Origin of the sequence: Staphylococcus sp. 11-B-312 (assembly GCF_016743055.1) — a bacterium.
Lineage (GTDB): Bacteria > Bacillota > Bacilli > Staphylococcales > Staphylococcaceae > Staphylococcus > Staphylococcus ureilyticus.
The window spans coordinates 2,088,810-2,112,826 of sequence record NZ_CP068241.1 but is presented as its reverse complement, the minus strand read 5'-3'; the positions used below and the strand labels follow the sequence as shown (position 1 = coordinate 2,112,826).

Below are 24,017 nucleotides of genomic sequence, written 5' to 3'. Positions count from 1 at the left end.
TGTGAGGTGTCTAATGAGAACAGAAAAAGAAATGTTGGACTTAATTCTTAATATTGCTAAACAAGATAAAAATATAAAAGCAGTATGTATGAATGGGTCTAGGGTTAATGAAAAAATTAAACCCGATATACATCAGGATTTTGATATTGTCTACATTGTTGAAAATTTAGAAGATATAATTGCTGATTTGGAATGGATAAATCAGTTTGGAAATAGAATAATAACACAGTTTCCAGAAGCGCAAGATTTATATCCATCTGAATTAGAAGAACGTTATCCAATATTAATGCTATTTGATGATTACAATCGAATAGACTTAACATTATTATCGAAAAATAAATTATCTGAATATTTGGTAGAAGATAAATTAATAAAAATACTTCTTGATAAAGATAATTTGTTACCAAAAAACAATAGTGTTAGTGAAGCAAGTTATTGGATAAGCAAGCCATATCAGAAATTGTTTGATGAATGTATAAATGAGTTTTATTGGGTTTCTACCTATGTAATGAAAGGTATATGGAGAAATGAGTTGCTTTATTTAATAGATCATTTGAATATATGTAGAAGAATGTTACTTTTAATGCTTGCATGGGATAAAGGTTATAAATTTGATTTTCAAGTTAATTTTGGTAAGAGCTTTAAATACTTGCCTAATTATTTAGGATCTAATAAAAATAGTGAATTGACTTCCACTTATCCTCATTTAAATACTAATGAAATAAAAGAAGCATTATATAAAATGACTGAAATGTTTGATTATGCTGCAGTAATGGTCAGTAAGAAATGTAAATTAAATTATGATACAGAAAACTATGCAGAAGTTAAGAAATATATTGGTTTTAATAATTAAAGTTCGTGCATAATGAGAGAAGTATTTACAAAACAATTGATTTTATAATGGGGACTAAATGGGGGCGCGAAATTCAAAACGTATCAAAACGAATGACACTATAAAATATAAAAATACCGACACCACAAGTGTTTTGACAACTAGTGATATCGGGTGAAAATGAGAAAATGACTTACTAATCCCCTCGAAGGGAATCGAACCCCTATTCTAAGAACCGGAATCTTATGTGTTATCCATTACACTACGAGGGGTAAATAACAATAATATTAGTGTACAAATCTTATAAGTGTTGGTCAACAATAATTTATAATGTTTAATGAAATTCTAAGCGTTATTTTTTGACCATATTTGACTTTTAGGTTAAAATAAATTTATCAGTTAGAAATAAGGAGGCAATATTAATGAATTTAATACCTACAGTAATTGAAACTACAAACCGTGGGGAACGTGCTTATGATATTTACTCACGTTTATTAAAAGACCGTATTATTATGTTAGGTTCACAAATTGACGACAACGTAGCCAACTCTATCGTATCACAATTATTATTTTTACAAGCACAAGATGCTGAAAAAGATATCTATCTTTACATTAACTCACCGGGTGGTAGTGTAACTGCTGGATTTGCTATTTATGATACAATTCAACACATTAAACCAGATGTGCAAACGATTTGTATTGGTATGGCTGCATCTATGGGTTCATTCTTACTTGCAGCAGGAGCAAAAGGTAAACGCTTTGCTTTACCAAATGCTGAAGTAATGATTCACCAACCACTTGGTGGTGCGCAAGGTCAAGCAACTGAAATTGAAATTGCCGCTAATCATATTCTGAAAACACGTGCTAAATTAAATAAAATTTTAGCTGAGCGCACAGGTCAATCAATTGAACAAATTGAAAAAGATACTGACCGTGATAACTTCTTATCAGCAGAAGAAGCTAAAGAATATGGTTTAATCGATGATGTTATGGTGCCAGAATCATAATATATCGCGTATGCTAATAATGACATACAAGTAACAAAAAACAAGTCACGACAATGTACGACCATTTCTAAAATGCATGATGCATATACGATGTGGTTGACATGTGTGGCTTGTTTTTTTAATAATATTTTGAAAGTATGATTAGTGTTTATTTAAGAGATTTTGTTTCTTTTTATAAATTAAAATAATCGAAATGACTAACGTCCATAATCCAATGATTACTAAAGACATAGAAATGACGATCATAATAGCAGGTTTTTCAAATGCCAAAATACCATTGGTGATGAGGAGTAAACCTGCAATGAATAATAAGATATGGCTAATACTATCTTGTTTCATTTTTAAATAGTCCCTTTCTTAATGAACTAAATTTTCTAGTGCTAGTTTCAGATTTGGGTATTTGAATTCAAAATCTAGTGCTTGCAACTTATTAGGTAAAACTTTTTGGGTATCAAGTACAACTGTCGACATTTCACCTAAGATAAGTCTGAGTGCAAATGAAGGTACCCATGTATAGTGTGGGCGATGAACTTCTCTTGCAATGGTATAACCAAACATATTTTGATGTTCTGCAATAGGTGATGTGAAATTAAATACGCCGCGTGCTTTTTCATTATTTATGGTATAGAGTATCGCTCTTGTTAAATCTTCAATATGAATCCAAGAATACCATTGTCTACCACTACCTATTTTACCACCGACATTTAAATCATAAGGTAATTTCATCAATGGTAATGCACCACCTTGATTTGATAGTACCATTCCAAATCTGCCAATAATTACCCGTGTGCCTAATGATTCAAATTGACGTGCTAAACGTTCCCACTGATATACCACTTCAGATAAAAAATCAAATGGTAATGTTTGATACAGCTCAGTATATGTACGTGTTAAATCAGGTTTGTAATAACCTACTGCGCTGGCGTTAAAGAATACAGCTGGCTTTTGCTTTCTGTTTTTAAAAAGGTCGTATAGTGCCTGAGTAGATTGTAATCGGCTTAACATTATATTTTGTTTATGTGAGGAGGTCCAGCGATTATTTAAGCTAGCACCGGCTAAATTGATCACGATATCAATATCTGGAATTTGGCTTTCCCAATTCGGTTCTGACCAGTTAACATATGTGATTTTAGGATGTGATGTAGCATTGTTTTGTCTTGTTAATATCGTGATTTTGGAATCACTTTGTTGTATTGCCTCGATTAGCTGAGTACCTACTAGACCAGTACCGCCTGTAATTAGATAGTGTTTCATAGTATCACCTCATAGAATTATAGTATGGAATCGTTCAGGCTTTAAATGCAAGTAAATCTCATAAAGAGTATGACAAAATTTATTCGAATTTTGTTCAAAAATATGTCATTTACTATGTCTAAGATGTATTTAAAATAAAATCATATGTCGTTATAATAAAGGTACCTTCGATATTAATTAATCATCTCTTAATTATTTCGAGTATACCCCATAATATACTAGCGAAGGTAAAATTTTGACTCCCTTTAGTAGAGGCCTATACGATTATCGTGTAGGCCTAATTTTTTGTGATTCTTAATATACATCATTGAATCGGCAGAAATTATTTTGATGTCATTATAATAGTGTAATTGAAGTACTACATATTATAAAATAAATAAGCCGATAATGCCAAAAGCGATTAAAAACAAAAATAGCACAAGTATAAAAAGTTTATAGCGTGTTTTAATTGGGATTTTTGATTCATCATTATCATTTACGCTCATCATATGACGCAAATGGGTAGGCTTTTGTTGTGATTGATTTGATTCATTAAATAAGTCGTACTTTTTCAAAATCTAGTCACATCCTGTTATGATATTATTGATAGTAAAAGAATAATTTAAATAAAAGTATTGAAACAATATTCGAAATTAGATTAGTATTAAGTTGAAGCTACAATAAAAGTGTTGTATGTGATTATTTTACTATAGTTTGGAAATCAAAGTAACAACTACATTAAAATGTGGTTAATAAGGTTGTTTAATCAATGAAATAGTGTAAAATTGTAAAATATAGTTCTAACATGAAGTTAAATGCCATTTGAAAATGATGATTTGATATAAATTGAAGTGAGGGGAGCATATGCCTAAGCATAATCAAAATAACAATTTTGATGACAAAGATAATAAAAAAATGAGTGGTTTCGCAAAACTGATCAGTGGATTGATTGTCCTATTACTTATAGGTGGGTTAGTTTTTGCAATTTTTGCATTCGTAGATCATTCAAATAAAGCCAATGAACGTTTGGCAGACCAAAAACAAGAAGAAAAAGACAAAAAGAAAGAAAAAACTAAGGAACAAAAAGACAAGAAAAAAGAAAAATCAACTGAAGAAACAAACCAAACACAACAAACCCAACAGACACAGCAAACACAACAAGTTCCTCAGACACAACAGACGCAACAAACCCAACAGACACAGCAACCTAGAACACAAGAAAGAAGAACTACGGAAGAAAAAGATTCACCTGAAAAAACGAAGGAAGAACGTACTACTGAAGAACGCTCAACAGAGGAAAAAACAAGCGAACCTTCAACAGAAGAAAAAACAACAGAAGAAAAGACGAGTGAACCTTCTACTGAAGAGCGCACATCTGAGCCTTCAACAGAAGAGAAGACGAATGAACCTTCTACACAACAACGCAGTACGCAACAAAATACTCAACAACGTTCAACGCAAAATAATAATTCAAACTCAGAAAAAAGTTCACAATCATCTGATGAAGATTAAATATAAAAAGAAAATTATATTTATAGAACACGCGCTGTCACATACAGTGCGTGTTTTTTTATAAATATTAATGTGAATTAAGCACTAGAATGAAACGCAGCTTATCATTTGTAGTAAGAATCATATGAAACAAAGAAAAGAATGATTAAAATAATAAGCTCACTAAATATGAAATGAATGACAAAAGCAGTATGATTGATAAGCAGCCACCTAAACAACCAAATGGACCTAAATGACAACCAATGTGTTTGTTGTAATCAAATGATTGATATGGATTTTTTTGAGAATGTTCTTTCGTTTGTTTAAAGTAATCGTCATCTTTGTATCTTTTATCTTCTGGGTCTATAACTTCTGGGTGTTTATTGTTAGACATGTATATTCCTCCTGAAAAATAACTCATTAAATTTATATTTATTTTAAGCATAATTGGAGATTGTTTCAAAGAAACGCATGTTGATGATGTTATGTTTAACATATAATTAAAAAATGTCATGTGGAAAATGATTAATAAAAAAAGAAAATGGGTAAAATATTTCTATAGAGAATAGAACTATAAAAGTATAAATTTCACTTTATTTAAGACCGAAGTATTTCTCTTGCTTTTTTAAATGTATAGTAGTATTATAGCAAATATAAGAGGTTATATTTTTTTGTCCCAGTAGGGACGTAAAAAGTCAATCTATGGTTAGAACTTGACCCTTGTATATAGAAACGGAGGAGGTTAGTAGTGAAGAACTTGATAAAAATTCAACAAAAGCTTGTCCCAGAAATTGTTGAAAAGATGTATCGTCGTTTTTCAATACTCACTACTATCGCTCAGTATCAACCCGTCGGTAGACGTAGTTTAAGTGAATATATGGATTTAACTGAAAGAGTGTTGCGTTCTGAAACAGATGTTTTAAAGAAACAAGCACTTATCAAAGTTAAACCCACAGGTATGGAAATCACTGAAGCTGGTGAAACGACAGTACGCCAACTCAATAGTTATTTTAACGTTTATTCAGATGATCATCACCTTGCTCAAATTATCAAAGAAAAATATGGCATTAAAGATGTTTATGTCATTCCTGGTGATTCAGACACTGATAAAACGGTTAAAATTGAATTATCTAAACAAGCCGGACAGCTAGTTGAAGATGTTTTATACGATCATGCAACTGTAGCAGTTACTGGTGGCTCAACGATGGCATACGTAAGTGAAGCTATGCATCGGCAACCTTACGACGTATTTTTTGTACCTGCAAGAGGTGGGCTTGGTGAAAACGTTGTATATCAAGCCAATACGATTGCAGCCAGTATGGCACAGCAAACAGATGGAGATTATACAACGCTTTATGTACCAGATAATGTCAGTGAAACAACGTATAATACACTTATGTTAGAGCCTTCAGTGATACACACTTTAGAAAAAATTAAAGAAGCAAATATTACAATCCACGGCATTGGTGATGCGCTGAAGATGGCGCGTAGACGTCAATCACCTAGTGAAGTTATTGAAAAACTTCAACATCACAATGCCTCGGGAGAAGCATTTGGATATTATTTCGATGAACAAGGGCAGATCGTTCACAAAGTAAAAACAATCGGACTTCAATTAGAAGACCTTGTATCGAAAAAGTTTATCTTTGCCGTTGCTGGGGGTAAATCAAAAGGAGAGGCAATTAAAGCTTATCTTTCGATTGCACCCAAAAACACTGTGTTAATCACAGATGAAGGAGCGGCAAGTATTATCGCGAATAATAGTAATAAAAAGTGATTCCACTTTTTAAATATCATTTTAAAGGAGGCCATTATAATGGCAGTTAAAGTAGCAATTAATGGTTTTGGTAGAATTGGTCGTTTAGCATTCAGAAGAATTCAAGATGTAGAAGGAATCGATGTAGTAGCAGTAAACGACTTAACAGATGATGAAATGTTAGCTCATTTATTAAAATATGACACTACACAAGGTCGTTTCACAGGAGAAGTTGAAGTTGAAGAGAATGGTTTCCGCGTTAACGGATTAGAAGTTAAATCATTTTCTGAGCCAGATCCAAGCAAATTACCTTGGGGAGACTTAGATATCGATGTAGTATTAGAATGTACTGGTTTATTTACAGATAAAGAAAAAGCAGAAGCACATATCAATGCAGGAGCTAAAAAAGTATTGATTTCAGCACCAGCTAAAGGTGACTTGAAAACAATCGTTTACAACACTAACCATGATACTTTAGATGGTTCAGAAGACGTTGTTTCAGGTGCTTCATGTACTACTAACTCATTAGCACCAGTTGCTAAAGTGTTGAATGATGAATTCGGTTTAATCGAAGGTTTCATGACTACAATTCATGCTTACACTGGTGACCAAAGCACACAAGATGCGCCTCATAGAAAAGGTGACAAACGTCGTGCACGTGCAGCTGCTGAAAACATTATCCCTAACTCAACAGGTGCTGCTAAAGCTATCGGCCTAGTAATTCCTGAAATTGATGGTAAATTAGACGGTGGAGCACAACGTGTACCAGTTGCAACTGGTTCATTAACTGAATTAACAGTAGTTTTAGATAAAAATGTAAGTATCGAAGATGTAAATAACGCAATGAAAAATGCATCTAACGAATCATTCGGTTATACTGAAGATGAAATCGTTTCTTCTGATGTAATCGGAATGACTTACGGTTCACTATTTGATGCAACTCAAACACGTGTTATGACTGTTGGAGATCGTCAATTAGTTAAAGTAGCAGCTTGGTATGATAACGAAATGTCATACACTTCACAATTAGTACGCACATTAGAATATTTAGCAAGTCACGCTAAATAATTTGATGCTCACTTTAGTTTAACAAGTATAGCGTTGTGAAATTGAATCAATAAGCTTAGGAGTAAGCGGGGAGCTCAACGCTTCTCCGCTTATTTTACTTTATTCATCCATCTAAAGGAGGAAGATTACATGACAAAAAAAATTGTATCTGATATCGAGTTAAAAGGTAAAACTGTACTTGTACGTGCAGATTTTAATGTACCTATGAAAGACGGTGAAATTACGGACGACAACCGTATCGTTCAAGCTTTACCAACTATAAAATATATTATTGAACAAGGTGGTAAAGTCGTTTTATTCTCTCACTTAGGAAAAGTTAAAGAAGAAAGTGATAAAGCAGAATTAACTTTAAAACCTGTAGCTAATGCATTAGCTGAAAAATTAAATAAAGACGTGGCATTTGTTCCTGAAACACGTGGAACACAATTAGAGCACTCAATTAAAGATTTAAATGAAGGTGATGTGCTATTAGTTGAAAATACACGTTTTGAAGATTTAGAAGGTAAAAAAGAGTCTAAAAATGACCCTGAATTAGGTGAATACTGGGCATCATTAGGTGATGTATTTGTAAATGATGCATTTGGAACGGCACACCGTAAACATGCGTCAAACGTAGGTATTGCAGCTCACTTAGAAACTGTAGCAGGTTATCTAATGGAAAAAGAAATTAGATATATCGGTGGTGTTGTAGAAAACCCAGATAAACCTGTAGTTGCAATTCTTGGTGGCGCTAAAGTTTCAGATAAAATTGGTGTAATCACTAACTTATTGAAAATTGCAGATAAAGTGCTTATTGGTGGCGGTATGTCATACACATTCTTCAAAGCGCAAGGTAAAGAAATCGGCTTATCTTTATTAGAAGAAGATAAAGTAGACTTTGCAAAAGAATTGTTAGAAAAAGCAGGAGATCAAATTGTATTACCTGTAGACTGTAAAGTTGCAAAAGAATTTTCTAATGATGCGAAGATTACAGAAGTTTCTGTTGATAACATTCCTGCCGACCAAGAAGCGATGGATGTTGGTCCGAAAACTGTAGAATTATTCAAAGAAAAACTACAAGGCGCTCATACAGTAGTTTGGAATGGACCTATGGGTGTATTTGAATTCAGTAATTTCGCAAAAGGTACAATTGGGGTTTGTGAAGCAATTGCTGAAATGAAAGATGCAAACACAATTATCGGTGGTGGCGATTCAGCTGCAGCAGCGATTTCATTAGGATATGCTGATGACTTTAGTCACATTTCAACTGGTGGCGGTGCTTCATTAGAATATCTTGAAGGTAAGGAACTGCCAGGTGTCGTTGCGATTGCTAATAAATAATCGTTAATTTACGAGCAAAACTTGATTAAACATTAATCATAATTTACTAATAGGAGTGTATATAATGAGAAAACCAATTATTGCGGGTAACTGGAAGATGAACAAAACAGTTCAAGAGGCTAAAGATTTTATTAATGAATTACCAGCATTACCAGATACTAAAGAGGTAGAATCTGTCATTTGTGCTCCAACAATTCAATTAGATGCCTTAGTAACAGCAGTTAATGAAGGTAAAGCACAAGGTTTACAAATTGGTGCACAAAATGCTTTTTATGAAGATAATGGTGCATTTACAGGTGAAACATCACCAGTAGCATTAGCTGATTTAGGTGTAAAATACGTTGTTATTGGACACTCTGAGCGTCGTGAAATCTTCCATGAAACAGATGAAGATATTAACAAAAAAGCACATGCCGTATTCAATCATGGTATGACTCCAATTATTTGTGTTGGTGAAACAGACGAAGAACGCGAAAGTGGCAAAGCTAATGAAGTTGTTGGTAACCAAGTGAAAAAAGCTGTTGAAGGATTATCTGAAACACAATTGAAACAAGTTGTCATTGCATATGAACCAATTTGGGCAATCGGTACTGGCAAATCATCAACTGCAAAAGATGCCAATGAAATGTGTGCATTTGTAAGAGAAACGATTGCAGACTTATCAGGACAATCAGTTGCTGAAGCAACACGTATTCAATATGGCGGTAGTGTTAAACCTAACAACATAAAAGAATACATGGCAGAATCAGACATCGATGGCGCATTAGTAGGTGGCGCATCTCTTAAAGTGGACGATTTTGTACAATTGTTAGAAGGTGCAAAATAATATGGCTAAACAACCAACTGCATTAATTATTTTAGATGGTTTTGCAAATAGAGAAAGTGAGCATGGTAATGCTGTGAAACTAGCTAATAAACCTAATTTTGACCGTTATTATAATCAATATCCAACAACACAAATCGAAGCGAGTGGCTTGGATGTTGGACTTCCTGAAGGTCAAATGGGTAATTCAGAAGTTGGACACATGAATATTGGCGCTGGACGCATTGTTTATCAAAGTTTAACACGTATCAATAAATCTATTGAAGATGGTGATTTCTTTGAAAATGATGTATTGAACCAGGCGATTCAACACGTAAAAGGCAATCAATCAGCACTTCATATTTTTGGTTTATTGTCAGATGGTGGTGTGCATAGTCATTACAAGCATCTATTTGCTTTATTAGAATTAGCCAAAAAGCAAGGCGTTGACAACGTTTATGTACACGCGTTCTTAGATGGACGTGATGTCGACCAAAAATCAGCACTTAAATATATCGAAGAAACAGAAGCTAAATTTAAAGAATTAGGCATTGGCCAATTCGCATCTGTTTCAGGTCGTTATTACGCAATGGATCGTGATAAACGCTGGGATAGAGAAGAAAAAGCTTATAACGCAATTCGTAACTTTGGTGGAGAAACATTTGAATCAGCTAAAGCTGGTGTTGAAGCAAACTATGCTAAAGATTTAACTGATGAATTTGTCGAACCATTTATCATCAAAGACCAAAATAATGGAGTGAATGATGGAGATGCAGTCATCTTCTATAACTTCCGTCCTGATAGAGCTGGTCAACTGTCTGAAATCTTTACAGATAAAGCGTTTGAAGGCTTTAAAGTAGATCAAGTTAATGACTTATTTTACGCTACATTTACAAAATATAATGATAATGTAGATGCAAAAATTGTTTTTGAAAAAGTCGACTTAACAAATACAATTGGTGAAGTTGCACAAGATAATGGCTTGAAACAGTTACGTATAGCGGAAACTGAAAAATTCCCGCATGTCACTTATTTTATGAGTGGTGGACGCAATGATGAATTCGAAGGTGAACGTCGTAGATTGATTGACTCACCTAAAGTTGCAACTTATGATCTTAAACCAGAAATGAGTGCTTATGAAGTCAAAGACGCACTGATTGAAGAGTTAAATAAAGGTGACTTAGACTTAATCTTATTAAACTTTGCCAATCCTGATATGGTGGGGCATAGCGGTATGCTTGAACCTACGATTAAAGCGATTGAAGCAGTTGATGAGTGTTTAGGTGAAGTCGTAGATAAAATTATTGATATGGGTGGTCACGCCATCATTACAGCTGACCATGGTAACTCAGATATGGTACTCACTGATGATGAGCAACCAATGACAACACATACGACTAACCCTGTACCAGTGATTGTTACTAAAGAGGGTGAAACTTTACGTGAAACAGGTCGACTAGGTGATTTAGCGCCTACACTATTAGATTTGTTACAAGTAAAACAACCTGAAGACATGACTGGCGAATCACTTATCAAGCATTAAAATAATATAAACACAATATGGTCTAAAGACCAGAAATATAAGGGCGTGTCATTGTTTAAGATTTGCTTAAATGACTGATGGCACGCATAATCAAAATGAAGTAATTAAATTATTTGTATTTATAGTATTTATAGCTATAATAAAGATGAAATTTAATATTTCTAAACTACTTATTTATAAAGGAGATTACAAACATGCCAATTATTACAGATGTTTATGCTCGCGAAGTCCTTGACTCACGCGGCAACCCAACAGTGGAAGTAGAAGTATTAACTGAAAGCGGTGCATTTGGTCGCACACTTGTACCATCAGGTGCGTCTACTGGTGAGCACGAAGCAGTTGAATTACGTGATGGAGACAAATCACGTTATTTAGGTAAAGGTGTAACGAAAGCTGTTGAAAACGTAAATGAAATTATTGCACCTGAATTAGTTGAAGGTGAATTTTCAGTATTAGAACAAGTTTCAATTGATAAAATGATGATTCAATTAGACGGAACTGAAAATAAAGGTAAATTAGGCGCAAATGCTATTCTTGGTGTTTCTATTGCAGTAGCACGTGCAGCAGCTGATTTATTAGGCCAACCACTTTATAAATATTTAGGTGGCTTCAATGGTAAACAATTACCAGTTCCAATGATGAACATTGTAAATGGTGGTTCTCACTCTGATGCGCCAATCGCATTCCAAGAGTTCATGATCTTACCAGTTGGTGCAGAAACATTTAAAGAATCATTACGTTGGGGAGCAGAAATTTTCCACAACTTAAAATCAATCCTTAAAAACCGTGGTTTAGAAACAGCAGTAGGTGACGAAGGTGGTTTCGCTCCTAAATTTGAAGGTACAGAGGATGCTGTTGAAACAATCTTAGAAGCGATTAAAGCAGTAGGTTTAGAACCTGGTAAAGATGTATTCTTAGGCTTTGACTGTGCTTCATCAGAATTCTTCGAAGATGGTGTTTATAACTATGCTAAATTCGAAGGCGAAAATGGTTCAAAACTTACAGCAGAACAACAAGTTGACTATTTAGAAGAATTGGTTAATAAATATCCAATTATTTCTATTGAAGATGGTATGGATGAAAATGACTGGGATGGTTGGAAAGTATTAACTGACCGTATCGGTGATCGTGTTCAATTAGTTGGTGACGATTTATTCGTTACAAACACTGTTAAATTATCAGAAGGTATCGAAAAAGGTATCGGTAATTCAATCTTAATTAAAGTTAACCAAATTGGTACATTAACTGAAACATTTGATGCTATTGAAATGGCTCAAAAAGCTGGTTATACAGCAGTAGTATCACACCGTTCTGGTGAAACAGAAGATACAACTATTGCTGATATCGCAGTTGCTACAAATGCAGGTCAAATTAAAACTGGTTCATTATCAAGAACTGACCGTATTGCTAAATACAATCAATTATTACGCATCGAAGATGAATTATTTGAAACAGGCAAATTCGATGGTATTAAATCATTCTACAATTTAGATAAATAATGTTTATCTAAAAATGAGTTCACGCGCTAACACGTAAACCCTATGGGTTTACGTGTTTTTTATTGGATAAAAAAATCATACGCTATGCGTATGGTGCAGTTAGGTTATTGCGATACCTGTCGATTTCAGTTATGATGACCAATTGTGTCAGAGAAACATACATATTAATGAAATACAAGATTTACATTGTTTAATTTGTTCATCTTTGTTTGTGAAACTGATATAATTAATAGTGTAAATTATAGAAGGAGCATTGACTGATTATGAAGGCACAACCTAAAACAAAAGAAATTCGAACAGGTCATTTTCTTGCATACACTTCACTAATTATAGCAATACTTTATGCGATTCATTTATTCGTTATTTTAGACGATAGTGTAATAAAACAAATGTTAATAAATAGTAGACAAAAGCCTTCTGAAAACGCAATTGGTGTGATAAAAAACAGTTTCCAATTTACAGGTATCATGTATGTGATTGCTAATTTAACAGGGATTATTGCGATTTGGAATAGGCATACTTATTTGTGGTGGTTTATGTTTGCAGTATTCACTTCACAAATTTTATATAATTTAGTTAATATCAATGCGGTTTATGAAGCGATATTAGATACAAAATCAATGATTAATATCTTACCGTTAACAATTGTATTGATCATGTCACTTATTTTAGCGATATATATGTTGGTTGTTTCAATTAAACGTAAAAGCACTTTTAATAGATAGAAGTTTGCTAAATAAGATAAACGTGTGATATAATGCGGTTCGTATATAATGAATGGAGGACAATTTTTATGCATACATTTTTCATGATCATTTTAATTTTAGATTGTATTGCATTAGTGACTGTTGTATTACTCCAAGAAGGTAAAAGTAATGGACTATCAGGTGCGATAAGCGGTGGCGCTGAACAGTTATTTGGTAAACAAAAACAACGTGGCGTTGATTTATTCTTGCATAGATTAACAATTGTATTGTCTGTCATTTTCTTCTTGTTAATGTTAGGCATAAGTTATTTTGGTTTATAAGGTCCGACAATGTAAAAGTCGGGCTTTTTTATTTATAATGGAAGTATTCGACTTTTAAATGATTCGAAGTAGGGAATATATTTTGAGTACAACTGATATCATAATTATTTTAATAGCTTGGATGAAGGGATTGAGTCACAATGCAAATTAGATTACCAGAACCATTCTTTTTTGAAGAAGGTAATCGTGCTGTATTACTTTTACATGGTTTTACAGGGAATTCTTCAGATGTAAGACAGTTAGGTAGATTCTTACAAAAAAAGGGTTACACTTCTTATGCACCACAATATGATGGTCATGCAGCACCACCAGAAGAGATACTGCAATCTAGTCCATTTGCATGGTATAAAGATGCAATAGATGGATACGAATTCCTTGTTGATAAAGGATATGATGAAATTGTGGTTGCTGGCTTATCACTGGGTGGTTGTTATGCATTAAAAATAAGCTTAGATAGAGATGTAAAGGGTATTATAACAATGTGTTCACCTATGCATATTAAGACTGAAGGTGCAATGTTTGATGGCGTCTTAACGTATGCGCGTAATTTCAAAAAATACGAAGGCAAAGATGAAGCGACAATAGAAAAAGAAATGGATGCGTTTCATCCAACAGATACGTTAAAAGATCTACAAGGTCAGATTCAAAGTATACGTAATCAAGTAGACGAGGTAATGGATCCGCTACTTGTTATCCAAGGTGAGCAAGATCAAATGATTAATACCGACTCTGCTAATATTATATACAATGACAGCGAGTCTGATGATAAAGAAATTAAATGGTATGCGAATTCAGGACATGTCATTACAATTGATAAAGAAAAAGAAAAAGTTTTTGAAGATATATACCAATTCTTAGAATCATTAGATTGGTCCAAATAAATTTTTAGTATTTAATTATAGAAAGGAGGGGCATAATGAATTTAAAGCAATCCATAGAAGAAATTATTAAGCAACCAGATTATGAACCCATGTCTGTATCAGATTTTCAAGATGCATTAGGTTTAAATAGTGCCGACTCATTTAGAGACTTAATCAAGGTACTTGTTGAATTAGAACAAACAGGATTAATTCAACGTACGAAGACAGACAGATACCAACGTAAGGAATCTAAAAAATCAAAACAATCGAAATTAATACAAGGTACGCTTAGTCAAAATAAAAAAGGCTTTGCATTCTTACGTCCTGAAGACGATGAGATGGATGATGTCTTTATCCCACCTACAAAGATTAATCGTGCAATGGATGGAGATACTGTACTTGTCGAATTACAAAACTCTAAAGGTGAACATAAAGGTAAGCTGGAAGGTGAAGTAAAATCAATCGAAAAACACTCCGTTACCCAAGTAGTGGGCACGTACAGTGAAGCTCGACATTTTGGATTTGTCTTACCAGATGATAAACGCATTATGCAAGATGTGTTTATACCTAAAGGTCATAATTTAGGTGCGATAGATGGGCATAAAGTATTAGTACAAATCACGAAATATGCGGACGGTACCGATAACCCAGAAGGCCAAGTTTCAGCAATTTTAGGTCATAAAAATGATCCAGGTGTCGACATCTTGTCGATTATCTATCAACATGGTATTGAAATAGAATTTCCAGATAAGGTATTAGAAGAAGCTGAAGCTGTACCAGATGAAATCAAACCATCTGAAATTGAAGGACGTCGTGATTTAAGAAATGAGCTAACTATTACAATTGATGGCGCAGACGCTAAAGACTTAGATGACGCAATTAGTGTCAAGAAGTTAGATAATGGTCATACACAATTGACAGTGAGTATCGCTGATGTCAGTTATTATGTAACGGAAGGATCAGCACTAAATGAAGAAGCATACGACCGTGCAACAAGTGTATATTTAGTTGACCGTGTAATTCCAATGATACCTCATCGACTTAGTAACGGTATTTGTTCATTGAATCCACAAGTAGATAGGCTAACTTTAAGTTGCCAGATGGAATTAGATGAACGTGGTCATGTGGTTAATCATGAAATCTTTGATAGTGTGATTCATTCAAATTATCGTATGACATACGATGAAGTGAATGAAATTATTACAGATCAAAATGAAGATACGCGCAAACAATATAACGAAGTTACACCAATGCTTGATTTAGCTAAAGACTTGTCTGAACGTTTAATCAACATGCGTAAACGCCGTGGTGAAATTGACTTCGATATCAGTGAAGCCAAAGTACTTGTCAATGATGAAGGCATTCCAACAGACGTAGAATTAAGAAAACGCGGTGAAGGTGAACGTCTCATCGAATCGTTTATGTTAGCAGCCAACGAAACGATAGCAGAACATTTCGATCGATTAAATGTACCATTTATATATCGTGTACACGAGCAACCGAAATCTGAACGTTTACGCCAATTCTTTGACTTTATTACTAACTTTGGTTTAATGATTAAAGGTACTGGCGAAGAAGTACATCCATCAACTTTACAAAAAATTCAACAAGAAGTAGAAGGTCAACCAGAGCAAATGGTCATTTCTACTATGATGTTACGTTCAATGCAACAAGCACGTTATGATGATGTGAATCTAGGTCACTTCGGCCTGTCAGCAGAACACTATACACACTTCACATCACCGATTCGGAGATATCCAGATTTAATCGTGCATAGACTTATTCGTAAATATCTTATTGATAAAACAATGGATGATAAAACACTTAATAAATGGGAAGAAGCATTACCAGAAATTGCTGATCATACATCTCAAAGAGAACGTAGAGCGATCGAAGCAGAACGTGACACCGATGAATTGAAGAAAGCAGAATATATGGTTCAACATATCGGAGAAGAATATGAAGGTATCATCAGCTCTGTAGCTAATTTTGGTATGTTTATCGAATTGCCAAATACAATCGAAGGTATGGTACATGTATCAGAGATGACCGACGATTATTATCACTTCGATGAACGTCAAATGGCAATGATTGGAGAACGCCAAGCTAAAGTCTTCCGCATCGGTGATCCAGTTAAAATCAAAGTTGTTAACGTAGATGTTGATGAGCGTATGATCGATTTCCAAATTGTCGGTATGCCATTACCGAAAAAAGAGCGTAGTCCAAGACCTTCACGTGGTAAGACGATTCAAGCGAAGCCACGCGGTCAATCATTAGATAACTCAAATAATGATAAAAAAGGCAAGAAGAAACAACGTAAAGGTAAAAACCAACGCAATAAAAACAAACAAGCAAGTGGTAACACCAAACACAAGCCATTTTACAAAGATAAAAAAGTGAAAAATAAAGCTCGTAAGAAGAAAAAATAATTCAACAAAGAGGTGAAACTCAATGCCAAAGAAAAAATCACCAGGAACATTAGCTGAAAATCGTAAGGCCAGACATGATTTTAATATAGAAGATACGATTGAAGCGGGCATTGTGTTGAAAGGGACAGAAATTAAGTCCATTCGTCGTGGCAGTGCAAACCTTAAAGATAGCTATGCGCAAGTAAATCGTGGCGAAATGTTTTTAAATAATATGCACATTGCCCCATATGAAGAAGGAAATCGATTTAACCATGACCCACGTCGTTCACGCAAATTACTATTACACAAACGTGAAATAGCAAAATTAGGAGAACGTACTAGAGAAATTGGTTATTCCATCATTCCTTTAAAACTCTATTTAAAACACGGTCAATGCAAAGTTTTACTTGGTGTTGCAAGAGGTAAGAAAAAACATGATAAACGTCAGGCATTGAAAGAAAAAGCAATGAAACGTGACGTAGATAGAGCGCTTAAAGCGCGTTATTAAGCGAAAATATTGCCAAAGACTTCGATCTTTGGTAATATAATATGTGCTTTCTGAAAAAGATAGATGATTAAATCTGCAGAAAGTACATTATATTATTAAGGGGACGTTTTTGGATTCGACAGGGGTCCCCGAGCTAGTTAAGCGTGTCGGAGGGTTGTCTCCGCACCAACACACACAGTTAAAAATTAACTGACAAATCAAACAATAATTTCGCAGTAGCTGCCTAATAGCACTCTGCATCGCCTAACTGCATTTCCTATGTGCAGTTAACGCGATTCAACCTTAATAGGATACGCTAGGCACTGCCGTTCGAAGTCTGCCTAGAAGAGATTAATCGAACTAGCATAATGTCGGCTGTCTATCACCTAACATTATGCGAAATACCTTGATAGACTACACACGTAGAAAGATTAGTATCAGGACCTCTGGACGCGGGTTCGAATCCCGCCGTCTCCACTATAAGAGCTCTCAACCACAACGGTTGAGGGCTTTTTTCATGTATGAAAATTTTGAAATTTATTGAAAGTTGTTCTAGAAAGATACGTGTGTAATTATCATAATATGGTAGATACTTATAAGAATCTAACTAGTGATATGGATGAACTTCAATATATGAACCTAGAATCGATTGTAAAAGGCATTACAGAGGTATACAACAATACCCAAACAAAGGTACAACAGATCATTAAATTGTCATGGTGGGATGATAACAACCATACAGAGAACGTTATAGCTGATGTGATGGGCATAAGTGAATTAACGTTAAGACACGCAAAAGAAGTTATATTAAAACGTGTTGCAAAGACAGTAGATTATGTACGAAGTATGATAAAGGTACTGTAAAAGAATTTATATTAAACTACCATAAAACAATAGATAATAACGATACAAGCTTTGAAGATGTTATATTTTTTAATGAATTAGAGGCTATTGTTGAAAGAGTAGCGACTGAAGAAGAACATAATTTATTCTTATTACTTAGTAATGGTGTGAAATTTGAAGAAACTGGGAGTATATTTGGTGTGCAGTCACAAAGAATTAGGCAGATGTTTAATAGTTTATTGGATAAAATGAAGTAAATAAAAGGGGGCTGAAAACCACCCCTTTTTTTATTTATTTTTGTTATTATTCATCTTTTGTCCAATTGTAGTAATTGTAAATACTATTATAAATAGACCAATTCCTATTAAGATAGAACTTAATGTCTGATTGGTAACTAAGTTTAAAATTAGCAACGCGTACAACGTGGATAATAAGGCTGATAAAAAAACAATTAAAATTTTAATAATAGAAAACACCTCATTTGCTACTGATTTACAACACTATCTACAGTACCATCAACTTTACCTTTAATTATAATGCCATTTTTAGGAACTGCATTACCGCCAAATGCATTAACTAGATACCCTGCAAACGAACCTGTAAAACCACCTGATACACCGCCAATTAAAGCTCCTAACGCACCAGCTGCACCAGACCCTCCAGCTTTTATTATACCTGTTGCTGCACTATGTGATAGGTATAAGTCTACTTTATCCGAATTTTTGCCTTTACCATATACTGCTTTTGTTACTCCGCCTTTTTTAGCGGCATAAGTATTGATACTATTATTACTTTCAGCTGATTCAAAACCGCTAGTATCATATCCTTTTTTATTTAATTCTGATTTTAACTCTTGATCTGAAATATATTTAACGTAGTGGTCTCCTTCTTTTTGTGCATCACTTGGTATGTTATTTATACTCAATTGTTGTTTTTGATGGACATTAATGTTTTCTTTACTCGCTTGTGTGATAGGTGAACCGGTTAAAGATAACGTAAATATTGATGCTAATACAATACTAGTAAACTTCGCATAATTGTTCATAATGAATACCTCCTTTGATTTATATAACTAACATAACAATATAATGTAAAATAAAATGGTATTTTTCATAAGTGTTGCAATATAATTCCAAACTGATAGTATTTACTAAAATCAATAAGTAATAAAATGATTTTAAATTACTAGAATAAGTTTTACCATTCCTTAATAGAGTGCTCTCTAATAATACCGTTTAGGATAGGCAATATGCGCTTTCCCTATTTTTTATGGTACAATATAAATGAGGAAACAGTGTTTAACACTGGCATACTATCATTTGGTTGTATGTTTTATTTTATTACGTGGAGTGGACTTACTTGCGTTTAGTAGTAAGAAGCTAACTGTACCGTTTTGATTTAATCCACCCACACTAGTCACTGGGTGGTTATTTTTTTACATATGCGAACGAAAGTTCCGTTGTGTTTAGTGAGGTGATACTATGATGCCAAATAAATATAAAAATGAAACTGACTATCGTAAAATACCACGTGAATATCTTAATCCACGCATACCAAAGGGCAGAGGAATGGTTAAATGGCAACCATTCAAGACGATGCCCGAACAGTACGAAAGATTAGAACAGTATATGAATGACCAAAATAAGATAGACAAGCCCACATTAAGAGACCACCAACTTGCTGATTTAAACGATACATTAATATTAAAAATGTAAAACCACCCATTAATTGACATACGTTACTTTGAAGGTGGATATATTGAAACAAAAGTGAATTACATACACAAAATAGACCCGTACACAGAAACTCTACAATTATATAAAGTAACTGGTTTAAGTAATGTTAATTTATTAGATATTGTGGAGATAAAATAAGCCCACCTAATCGTTTAGGTGGGTTGTTTTATAAAAGATATATGCACAAGTAGTGTGATCGTAAATATTATTGACTATATTTATTTTGATAATATTTTAATGCTGCAAGTTTTTGCTCTGCGTCTTCAACTTCATATTGATTATTTTCAATTGCATACATAGTTTGCTTTTCGCCAGATGAAAGACCATCCCCAGTGTTTTTACGCCATTCTTGGTCAGGCATATTCATATATGGATTATTAGGATCATAACCGTTAGTTTGTTGATTGTCTTGTTGCGGTTGTTGTGTGTTAGCGGTGTTTTGTTGTTGGTTAGCATTCATTTGTTTATTTTGTTGGTCTTGTTGATCTGAATTAGCTTGTTGGCCATCACTATTTTGTGATTGACTGTCACTGCTAGTAGTTTGATTATCGCTATCAGAGTTATCTTCTTTATCTGTTTTCTTTTCCTTAGATGCATTTTTATCATCATTTGATTTTTTCTTATCATCTTTTGATGATGATTTTGTTTCTTTTGTATCTTCTGATTTATTTTCTTCTTTATTCCCACATGCTGCTAAAACTAGAAAACTTGCTAATAATAAAAATAAAAAATTTTTCATTTAATGCTCTCCCTTAAAAATAAATTATTAACTTAATTGTACTATACTTAAAAATAATAGTGATAACAAAAAGTTATGATTAACATTACTGTTTGTGAATTTACTTATATTACATTTCGATAAAAGGTTACGTAGTATTATCTATTTAATGTAGAGATTATTTTTGTGTTTATCTATGTTAGAATATTCTGTGAATTATAAAAAAAGGATGTGCATTTATCATTGAATTTAAATTAGTAGAATTTCGTTTACGTTATTGGGAACAAATTAATGAATTGAATAAACTTGAGAGATGGCAAGAGCTTGTTGAAAGTAAAGATAACTACAAGAAATCTTTAGAAAATTCCATAACAATAGTTGCCGTTGATAAATGCGATAATGTTATTGGCTTTGTTAGAGGCCTAACAGATGGTTATACTACTTTGTTTATCTGTGAGTTGCTTATAATAGAGCATAAAAGAGGTAGGGGGATAGGTAATGAGTTGATAAATCATTTACATAAAATGTATCCAGATACAAGAATTGATTTATTAGCAACAAACCGTTCAGCAAAATTTTACGAAAAACAAGGTTTTAGAAATTTTTATGGTTATAGAAAAAACTTTTAACAACTAAATTTTAAATAAGAGGTGGTACTAAATGATTCAATCTATAAATCACGTTACTTATTCAGTATCAGATATTAAGCAATCTATTGCTTTCTATAAAGATATTTTAAAAGCTAACATTCTAGTAGAGAGTAATAAGACAGCTTATTTTACTTTAGGTGGACTATGGCTGGCATTGAATGAAGAAAAAGATATACCAAGAAATGAAATTCAATACTCCTATACGCATATGGCATTTACAATTGATGAAAGTGAATTTAAAGAATGGTATCAATGGTTAAAAGTTAGAAATGTGAACATATTAGAAGGGCGTACAAGAGATATAAGAGATAAGAAATCAATATACTTCACTGATCCAGACGGGCACAAGTTAGAACTACATACAGGTACATTACAAGATAGGTTAGATTATTATAAAGAAGAAAAGCCACATATGAAATTTTATAAATAAGTAGGTTATATTATGAATGTAGAAACAAGATTATTTGATGAACGTGACTTAAATAAAATCGATGAATTGTTAGTTTTATATGAAGATTTAGGTTATCCAACAATAGAAGAGGATTTAGTTAATCGTTTGAACAAGATATACAATAATGAAGATTATTATTTATTACTTTTAATAAAAGATGACGTGATAATTGGTTTAAGTGGTATGTGCAAAATGTTGTTCTATGAAAAAAATGGTGAATATATGCGTTTACTAGCGTTCGTTATTAATTCTAGTTATAGAGGGAAAGGCTATGGAACACTTTTATTAAAAGAGTCAGAAATGTTAGCAATTCAATTAGGATGCAAAACATTCACTTTAAATAGTGGTAAAAGAGAAGAAAGAGACAATGTCTATAGTTTTTATAAAAATAATGGTTTTGAAAATAAGACATCTGGATTCTCTAAAAGTATCGATAATATAAAATAAAGCCAACTAATTAAATAGTTAGCTCATTTTATAATAAATTTATACTGAAAATTCAATATCATCGTAAGCATTAGTCCAATGATGTGGCTGTAAATCATATAGATTTTTGTATTGGGGTTGTTCATTATCAGTTGTTATACCGACTTTAATTTTATTTCCCCAATATAGTAATCTTTCTTGGCATGTACCACATGGGGTAAGTATTTTAAAATCCCTATATTCATCATCTCTTACAACACAAATTGAATGAGTGATTATATCTTGGTACTTATGTGCTTCTAATATTGCTCCAGTTTCAATACACAATGCACTAGAAGTGTTTATAATTTCTGGTGCGACTGATGTATATGTGTTTCCATTTTTCGAATACATTGCAGCTGCACCACCCCATCCTTTTGGATAACGTTCTTTGATTAAGGATTTAGCATCTTCGAAAAGTTTTTGTTCAATATTCATAAACATACCTCCAATAAATATTTGTATAAATCAATACTACTATAGTTAAATATAAATAGGGGATGCTTTTTTGAAATATGTATTGATAATTATAGAACATCAAATGAACAACGATATGCATATTCACTTCTCGATGCAGCACAGAGTGAATGTCAGATTCATATATGTTAAACAAATACATAGATATTAATAAATTGAAAAAATATATATTTATTCTTTGTTTTATTAACGGATTTAATAGTTTCTATAATGGTTGAATTCTAAAATGAAATTGCTTAATGCAATTGTAAAAATAAATATATTAGTCCATAAAAAGATATCAAAATTGAATATCTCTCTATGGCTAATTCTAGTGAAAGCAATTGTATAAAATGTTGTGAGTAGAGTAAGAAGCTTAGCAAGCGAACTATATACTTGTTTGAAATCGATCTCATTTCTACTTAATTTTAAGCTACGTGCAATTGAAATTTCAGATTCTAGAGAAAGTATACAAACTAAAGCTGCTCCTAATGGTATTGAAATAAATATGTAAATTAAAATAAATATAGAACTATCCATATCACTATTTAGTAAAACTGAAAATATTATGATTAACGGAAAACAAATTATGCAATATGCAGAAAATTGTTTTTTGAAAACTTTAAATAGAATTTCGAAATTTAAAAAGGTATCATCTTTTAAATTTTCAGTGTCATCATAGTATTCTATAATTTGTTCACTTTTAGTTTGATAATTGAATGTAAAATCGCAATTGTTACAAACATAGTAACGTCCTAATTTAAAGTAGAGAATCCATAAATTCAGTATAGTTAATAAAAATAATATAATTAAAAATGTATGTTTAGAGAAATAATTTGTGTTAAAAATAAAAACAAACAAGAAAATGAAACTAATTAGTAAATTGAGATATAGTAATGTTCTATTGTTAATAAATTTAATCTTACTACTTTTGCAATTAGGACAATTATTAATTTTCAAATATATGCACCCTTTACAACTTTAAAATATTTGATGATTTTTTCGAAATAACTTGTAGATTTAGGTTAATATTACATATTTAATGGTATCATATAAATAACAGCTGTATATATATTATTTTTGTGAATTTATAATGAAAAAACATTGTATTTTATATAGACTAAAAGCGAAATAATAATAAAAAGAGATAACAAGTTTTTATTAAAAAATGATAAAGGTGGTTTTAATTTTTGGCGTATTATCTATTGTAGCTATATTTGGCTCAAGAAATTTTTATGGGAATCTTTTGGAGCAAATAGGCTTATTTTTTTCTCTATTAATACCGGTTATTTTTATATTTCTGTATAAAAAATCAGACAGTTTTTATATTGTAAATCATGTGAGTTGCAATTAAAATCAAAAAAA

Annotated in this window: 27 protein-coding genes, 1 tRNA gene and 1 other RNA gene; 21 read left to right on the top strand and 8 right to left on the bottom strand. The window is 32.7% G+C overall.

The window, feature by feature from the left end; all coding sequences use genetic code 11:
• Window positions 1–13 precede the first annotated feature (13 nt).
• Window positions 14–853, top strand: coding sequence for an aminoglycoside 6-adenylyltransferase (locus tag JG554_RS10205; RefSeq protein ID WP_154409373.1), 840 nt, complete (start codon window positions 14–16; stop codon window positions 851–853).
• A gap of 179 nt (window positions 854–1,032) precedes the next feature.
• On the opposite strand, the gene JG554_RS10200 is transcribed toward JG554_RS10205, so the two are convergent.
• Window positions 1,033–1,104: transfer RNA gene (locus JG554_RS10200), tRNA-Arg, on the bottom strand.
• 150 nt (window positions 1,105–1,254) lie between these two features.
• Here JG554_RS10200 and clpP point away from each other — a divergent pair.
• On the top strand, window positions 1,255–1,839 hold the full coding sequence (gene clpP, locus JG554_RS10195; protein ID WP_046207443.1) for an ATP-dependent Clp endopeptidase proteolytic subunit ClpP: 585 nt from the start codon (window positions 1,255–1,257) through the stop codon (window positions 1,837–1,839).
• Between the two features lie 141 nt (window positions 1,840–1,980).
• Here the strand turns inward: clpP and JG554_RS10190 are convergent, their stop codons facing one another.
• From JG554_RS10190 to JG554_RS10180, 3 genes are all read right to left on the bottom strand, one after another.
• Window positions 1,981–2,178 carry a hypothetical protein gene (locus tag JG554_RS10190; protein ID WP_107360129.1) on the bottom strand — a complete coding sequence of 66 codons (198 nt, stop codon included), beginning with the start codon at window positions 2,176–2,178 and terminating at the stop codon, window positions 1,981–1,983.
• An 18-nt stretch (window positions 2,179–2,196) separates the two neighbouring features.
• On the bottom strand, window positions 2,197–3,093 hold the full coding sequence (locus tag JG554_RS10185; RefSeq protein ID WP_064209495.1) for a TIGR01777 family oxidoreductase: 897 nt from the start codon (window positions 3,091–3,093) through the stop codon (window positions 2,197–2,199).
• Between the two features lie 365 nt (window positions 3,094–3,458).
• Window positions 3,459–3,647, bottom strand: coding sequence for a hypothetical protein (locus JG554_RS10180; protein ID WP_046207446.1), 189 nt, complete (start codon window positions 3,645–3,647; stop codon window positions 3,459–3,461).
• Between the two features lie 289 nt (window positions 3,648–3,936).
• Here JG554_RS10180 and JG554_RS10175 point away from each other — a divergent pair, with 289 nt between their 5' ends.
• Complete coding sequence (locus JG554_RS10175; protein WP_070657672.1) at window positions 3,937–4,584, top strand: DUF4887 domain-containing protein; 648 nt, start codon at window positions 3,937–3,939, stop codon at window positions 4,582–4,584.
• 145 nt (window positions 4,585–4,729) lie between these two features.
• Here the strand turns inward: JG554_RS10175 and JG554_RS10170 are convergent, their stop codons facing one another.
• Window positions 4,730–4,957, bottom strand: coding sequence for a hypothetical protein (locus JG554_RS10170; RefSeq protein ID WP_070657674.1), 228 nt, complete (start codon window positions 4,955–4,957; stop codon window positions 4,730–4,732).
• Between the two features lie 408 nt (window positions 4,958–5,365).
• Here JG554_RS10170 and JG554_RS10165 point away from each other — a divergent pair, with 408 nt between their 5' ends.
• The 13 genes from JG554_RS10165 (at window position 5,366) to JG554_RS10105 (ending at window position 18,197) form a co-directional block, all read left to right on the top strand.
• Window positions 5,366–6,340: a sugar-binding transcriptional regulator gene (locus tag JG554_RS10165; protein WP_226857817.1), complete on the top strand. Its 975-nt coding sequence runs from the start codon at window positions 5,366–5,368 to the stop codon at window positions 6,338–6,340.
• A gap of 39 nt (window positions 6,341–6,379) precedes the next feature.
• Window positions 6,380–7,387 (top strand): type I glyceraldehyde-3-phosphate dehydrogenase, encoded by a 1,008-nt coding sequence (gene gap, locus JG554_RS10160; protein WP_019469448.1) that lies wholly within the window; start codon window positions 6,380–6,382, stop codon window positions 7,385–7,387.
• Window positions 7,388–7,516: 129 nt separating this feature from the next.
• Entirely contained in the window at window positions 7,517–8,707 is a 1,191-nt protein-coding gene (locus JG554_RS10155) for a phosphoglycerate kinase (protein WP_046207450.1), read from the top strand.
• 64 nt (window positions 8,708–8,771) lie between these two features.
• Entirely contained in the window at window positions 8,772–9,533 is a 762-nt protein-coding gene (tpiA, locus tag JG554_RS10150) for a triose-phosphate isomerase (protein WP_064209491.1), read from the top strand.
• Window position 9,534: 1 nt separating this feature from the next.
• On the top strand, window positions 9,535–11,052 hold the full coding sequence (gene gpmI, locus JG554_RS10145; protein ID WP_046207452.1) for a 2,3-bisphosphoglycerate-independent phosphoglycerate mutase: 1,518 nt from the start codon (window positions 9,535–9,537) through the stop codon (window positions 11,050–11,052).
• Between the two features lie 194 nt (window positions 11,053–11,246).
• Window positions 11,247–12,551: a surface-displayed alpha-enolase gene (eno, locus tag JG554_RS10140; RefSeq protein WP_046207453.1), complete on the top strand. Its 1,305-nt coding sequence runs from the start codon at window positions 11,247–11,249 to the stop codon at window positions 12,549–12,551.
• 263 nt (window positions 12,552–12,814) lie between these two features.
• The gene (locus tag JG554_RS10135) at window positions 12,815–13,276 is read left to right on the top strand and encodes a hypothetical protein (RefSeq protein ID WP_046207454.1); all 462 of its coding nucleotides are present in this window, start codon (window positions 12,815–12,817) and stop codon (window positions 13,274–13,276) included.
• A gap of 68 nt (window positions 13,277–13,344) precedes the next feature.
• The gene (gene secG, locus JG554_RS10130) at window positions 13,345–13,578 is read left to right on the top strand and encodes a preprotein translocase subunit SecG (protein ID WP_019469442.1); all 234 of its coding nucleotides are present in this window, start codon (window positions 13,345–13,347) and stop codon (window positions 13,576–13,578) included.
• A gap of 140 nt (window positions 13,579–13,718) precedes the next feature.
• Window positions 13,719–14,459, top strand: a complete 741-nt coding sequence (locus JG554_RS10125) for an alpha/beta hydrolase (protein WP_046207455.1) — start codon at window positions 13,719–13,721, stop codon at window positions 14,457–14,459.
• Window positions 14,460–14,494: 35 nt separating this feature from the next.
• Window positions 14,495–16,867 (top strand): ribonuclease R, encoded by a 2,373-nt coding sequence (rnr, locus tag JG554_RS10120; RefSeq protein ID WP_046207456.1) that lies wholly within the window; start codon window positions 14,495–14,497, stop codon window positions 16,865–16,867.
• Between the two features lie 22 nt (window positions 16,868–16,889).
• A complete protein-coding gene (gene smpB / locus JG554_RS10115) occupies window positions 16,890–17,354 on the top strand; it encodes an SsrA-binding protein SmpB (protein ID WP_046207457.1) in 465 nt (154 codons plus the stop codon).
• Between the two features lie 99 nt (window positions 17,355–17,453).
• Window positions 17,454–17,813, top strand: a transfer-messenger RNA (tmRNA) gene (gene ssrA / locus JG554_RS10110).
• Window positions 17,814–17,948: 135 nt separating this feature from the next.
• The gene (locus JG554_RS10105; RefSeq protein ID WP_238394762.1) at window positions 17,949–18,197 is read left to right on the top strand and encodes a hypothetical protein; all 249 of its coding nucleotides are present in this window, start codon (window positions 17,949–17,951) and stop codon (window positions 18,195–18,197) included.
• A gap of 463 nt (window positions 18,198–18,660) precedes the next feature.
• Here JG554_RS10105 and JG554_RS10100 read toward each other — a convergent pair whose 3' ends face one another.
• The gene (locus JG554_RS10100; RefSeq protein WP_107359947.1) at window positions 18,661–19,221 is read right to left on the bottom strand and encodes a hypothetical protein; all 561 of its coding nucleotides are present in this window, start codon (window positions 19,219–19,221) and stop codon (window positions 18,661–18,663) included.
• 436 nt (window positions 19,222–19,657) lie between these two features.
• Here JG554_RS10100 and JG554_RS13385 point away from each other — a divergent pair, with 436 nt between their 5' ends.
• Complete coding sequence (locus JG554_RS13385; RefSeq protein ID WP_198645506.1) at window positions 19,658–19,891, top strand: YolD-like family protein; 234 nt, start codon at window positions 19,658–19,660, stop codon at window positions 19,889–19,891.
• A gap of 226 nt (window positions 19,892–20,117) precedes the next feature.
• Here the strand turns inward: JG554_RS13385 and JG554_RS10090 are convergent, their stop codons facing one another.
• A complete protein-coding gene (locus tag JG554_RS10090; RefSeq protein ID WP_107359948.1) occupies window positions 20,118–20,651 on the bottom strand; it encodes a hypothetical protein in 534 nt (177 codons plus the stop codon).
• 275 nt (window positions 20,652–20,926) lie between these two features.
• On the opposite strand from JG554_RS10090, the gene JG554_RS10085 reads away from it, so the two are divergent.
• Genes JG554_RS10085 through JG554_RS10075 form a run of 3 tightly spaced genes read left to right on the top strand, consistent with a single transcriptional unit; the run spans window position 20,927 to window position 22,178 of the window.
• On the top strand, window positions 20,927–21,259 hold the full coding sequence (locus JG554_RS10085) for a GNAT family N-acetyltransferase (protein WP_157948044.1): 333 nt from the start codon (window positions 20,927–20,929) through the stop codon (window positions 21,257–21,259).
• A gap of 31 nt (window positions 21,260–21,290) precedes the next feature.
• A complete protein-coding gene (gene fosB, locus JG554_RS10080) occupies window positions 21,291–21,710 on the top strand; it encodes a FosB/FosD family fosfomycin resistance bacillithiol transferase (RefSeq protein WP_107359950.1) in 420 nt (139 codons plus the stop codon).
• 12 nt (window positions 21,711–21,722) lie between these two features.
• On the top strand, window positions 21,723–22,178 hold the full coding sequence (locus JG554_RS10075) for a GNAT family N-acetyltransferase (protein ID WP_107359951.1): 456 nt from the start codon (window positions 21,723–21,725) through the stop codon (window positions 22,176–22,178).
• 39 nt (window positions 22,179–22,217) lie between these two features.
• On the opposite strand, the gene JG554_RS10070 is transcribed toward JG554_RS10075, so the two are convergent.
• Window positions 22,218–22,634 (bottom strand): cytidine deaminase, encoded by a 417-nt coding sequence (locus tag JG554_RS10070; RefSeq protein WP_107359952.1) that lies wholly within the window; start codon window positions 22,632–22,634, stop codon window positions 22,218–22,220.
• 376 nt (window positions 22,635–23,010) lie between these two features.
• Between JG554_RS10070 and JG554_RS13225 the strand changes: the two genes are divergently transcribed.
• Entirely contained in the window at window positions 23,011–23,166 is a 156-nt protein-coding gene (locus tag JG554_RS13225) for a hypothetical protein (RefSeq protein ID WP_206749091.1), read from the top strand.
• The last annotated feature ends 851 nt before the right edge of the window (window positions 23,167–24,017 follow it).

What these genes read in the sequence shown, in the direction of transcription:
- JG554_RS10205 (WP_154409373.1), top strand. Translation starts at nt 14, where the DNA reads ATGAGAACAGAAAAAGAAATGTTGGACTTAATTCTTAATATTGCTAAA.
- clpP (WP_046207443.1), top strand. Translation starts at nt 1,255, where the DNA reads ATGAATTTAATACCTACAGTAATTGAAACTACAAACCGTGGGGAACGT.
- JG554_RS10190 (WP_107360129.1), bottom strand. Translation starts at nt 2,178, where the DNA reads ATGAAACAAGATAGTATTAGCCATATCTTATTATTCATTGCAGGTTTA.
- JG554_RS10185 (WP_064209495.1), bottom strand. Translation starts at nt 3,093, where the DNA reads ATGAAACACTATCTAATTACAGGCGGTACTGGTCTAGTAGGTACTCAG.
- JG554_RS10175 (WP_070657672.1), top strand. Translation starts at nt 3,937, where the DNA reads ATGCCTAAGCATAATCAAAATAACAATTTTGATGACAAAGATAATAAA.
- JG554_RS10170 (WP_070657674.1), bottom strand. Translation starts at nt 4,957, where the DNA reads ATGTCTAACAATAAACACCCAGAAGTTATAGACCCAGAAGATAAAAGA.
- JG554_RS10165 (WP_226857817.1), top strand. Translation starts at nt 5,366, where the DNA reads ATGTATCGTCGTTTTTCAATACTCACTACTATCGCTCAGTATCAACCC.
- gap (WP_019469448.1), top strand. Translation starts at nt 6,380, where the DNA reads ATGGCAGTTAAAGTAGCAATTAATGGTTTTGGTAGAATTGGTCGTTTA.
- JG554_RS10155 (WP_046207450.1), top strand. Translation starts at nt 7,517, where the DNA reads ATGACAAAAAAAATTGTATCTGATATCGAGTTAAAAGGTAAAACTGTA.
- tpiA (WP_064209491.1), top strand. Translation starts at nt 8,772, where the DNA reads ATGAGAAAACCAATTATTGCGGGTAACTGGAAGATGAACAAAACAGTT.
- gpmI (WP_046207452.1), top strand. Translation starts at nt 9,535, where the DNA reads ATGGCTAAACAACCAACTGCATTAATTATTTTAGATGGTTTTGCAAAT.
- eno (WP_046207453.1), top strand. Translation starts at nt 11,247, where the DNA reads ATGCCAATTATTACAGATGTTTATGCTCGCGAAGTCCTTGACTCACGC.
- JG554_RS10135 (WP_046207454.1), top strand. Translation starts at nt 12,815, where the DNA reads ATGAAGGCACAACCTAAAACAAAAGAAATTCGAACAGGTCATTTTCTT.
- secG (WP_019469442.1), top strand. Translation starts at nt 13,345, where the DNA reads ATGCATACATTTTTCATGATCATTTTAATTTTAGATTGTATTGCATTA.
- JG554_RS10125 (WP_046207455.1), top strand. Translation starts at nt 13,719, where the DNA reads ATGCAAATTAGATTACCAGAACCATTCTTTTTTGAAGAAGGTAATCGT.
- rnr (WP_046207456.1), top strand. Translation starts at nt 14,495, where the DNA reads ATGAATTTAAAGCAATCCATAGAAGAAATTATTAAGCAACCAGATTAT.
- smpB (WP_046207457.1), top strand. Translation starts at nt 16,890, where the DNA reads ATGCCAAAGAAAAAATCACCAGGAACATTAGCTGAAAATCGTAAGGCC.
- JG554_RS10105 (WP_238394762.1), top strand. Translation starts at nt 17,949, where the DNA reads ATGGATGAACTTCAATATATGAACCTAGAATCGATTGTAAAAGGCATT.
- JG554_RS10100 (WP_107359947.1), bottom strand. Translation starts at nt 19,221, where the DNA reads ATGAACAATTATGCGAAGTTTACTAGTATTGTATTAGCATCAATATTT.
- JG554_RS13385 (WP_198645506.1), top strand. Translation starts at nt 19,658, where the DNA reads ATGATGCCAAATAAATATAAAAATGAAACTGACTATCGTAAAATACCA.
- JG554_RS10090 (WP_107359948.1), bottom strand. Translation starts at nt 20,651, where the DNA reads ATGAAAAATTTTTTATTTTTATTATTAGCAAGTTTTCTAGTTTTAGCA.
- fosB (WP_107359950.1), top strand. Translation starts at nt 21,291, where the DNA reads ATGATTCAATCTATAAATCACGTTACTTATTCAGTATCAGATATTAAG.
- JG554_RS10075 (WP_107359951.1), top strand. Translation starts at nt 21,723, where the DNA reads ATGAATGTAGAAACAAGATTATTTGATGAACGTGACTTAAATAAAATC.
- JG554_RS10070 (WP_107359952.1), bottom strand. Translation starts at nt 22,634, where the DNA reads ATGAATATTGAACAAAAACTTTTCGAAGATGCTAAATCCTTAATCAAA.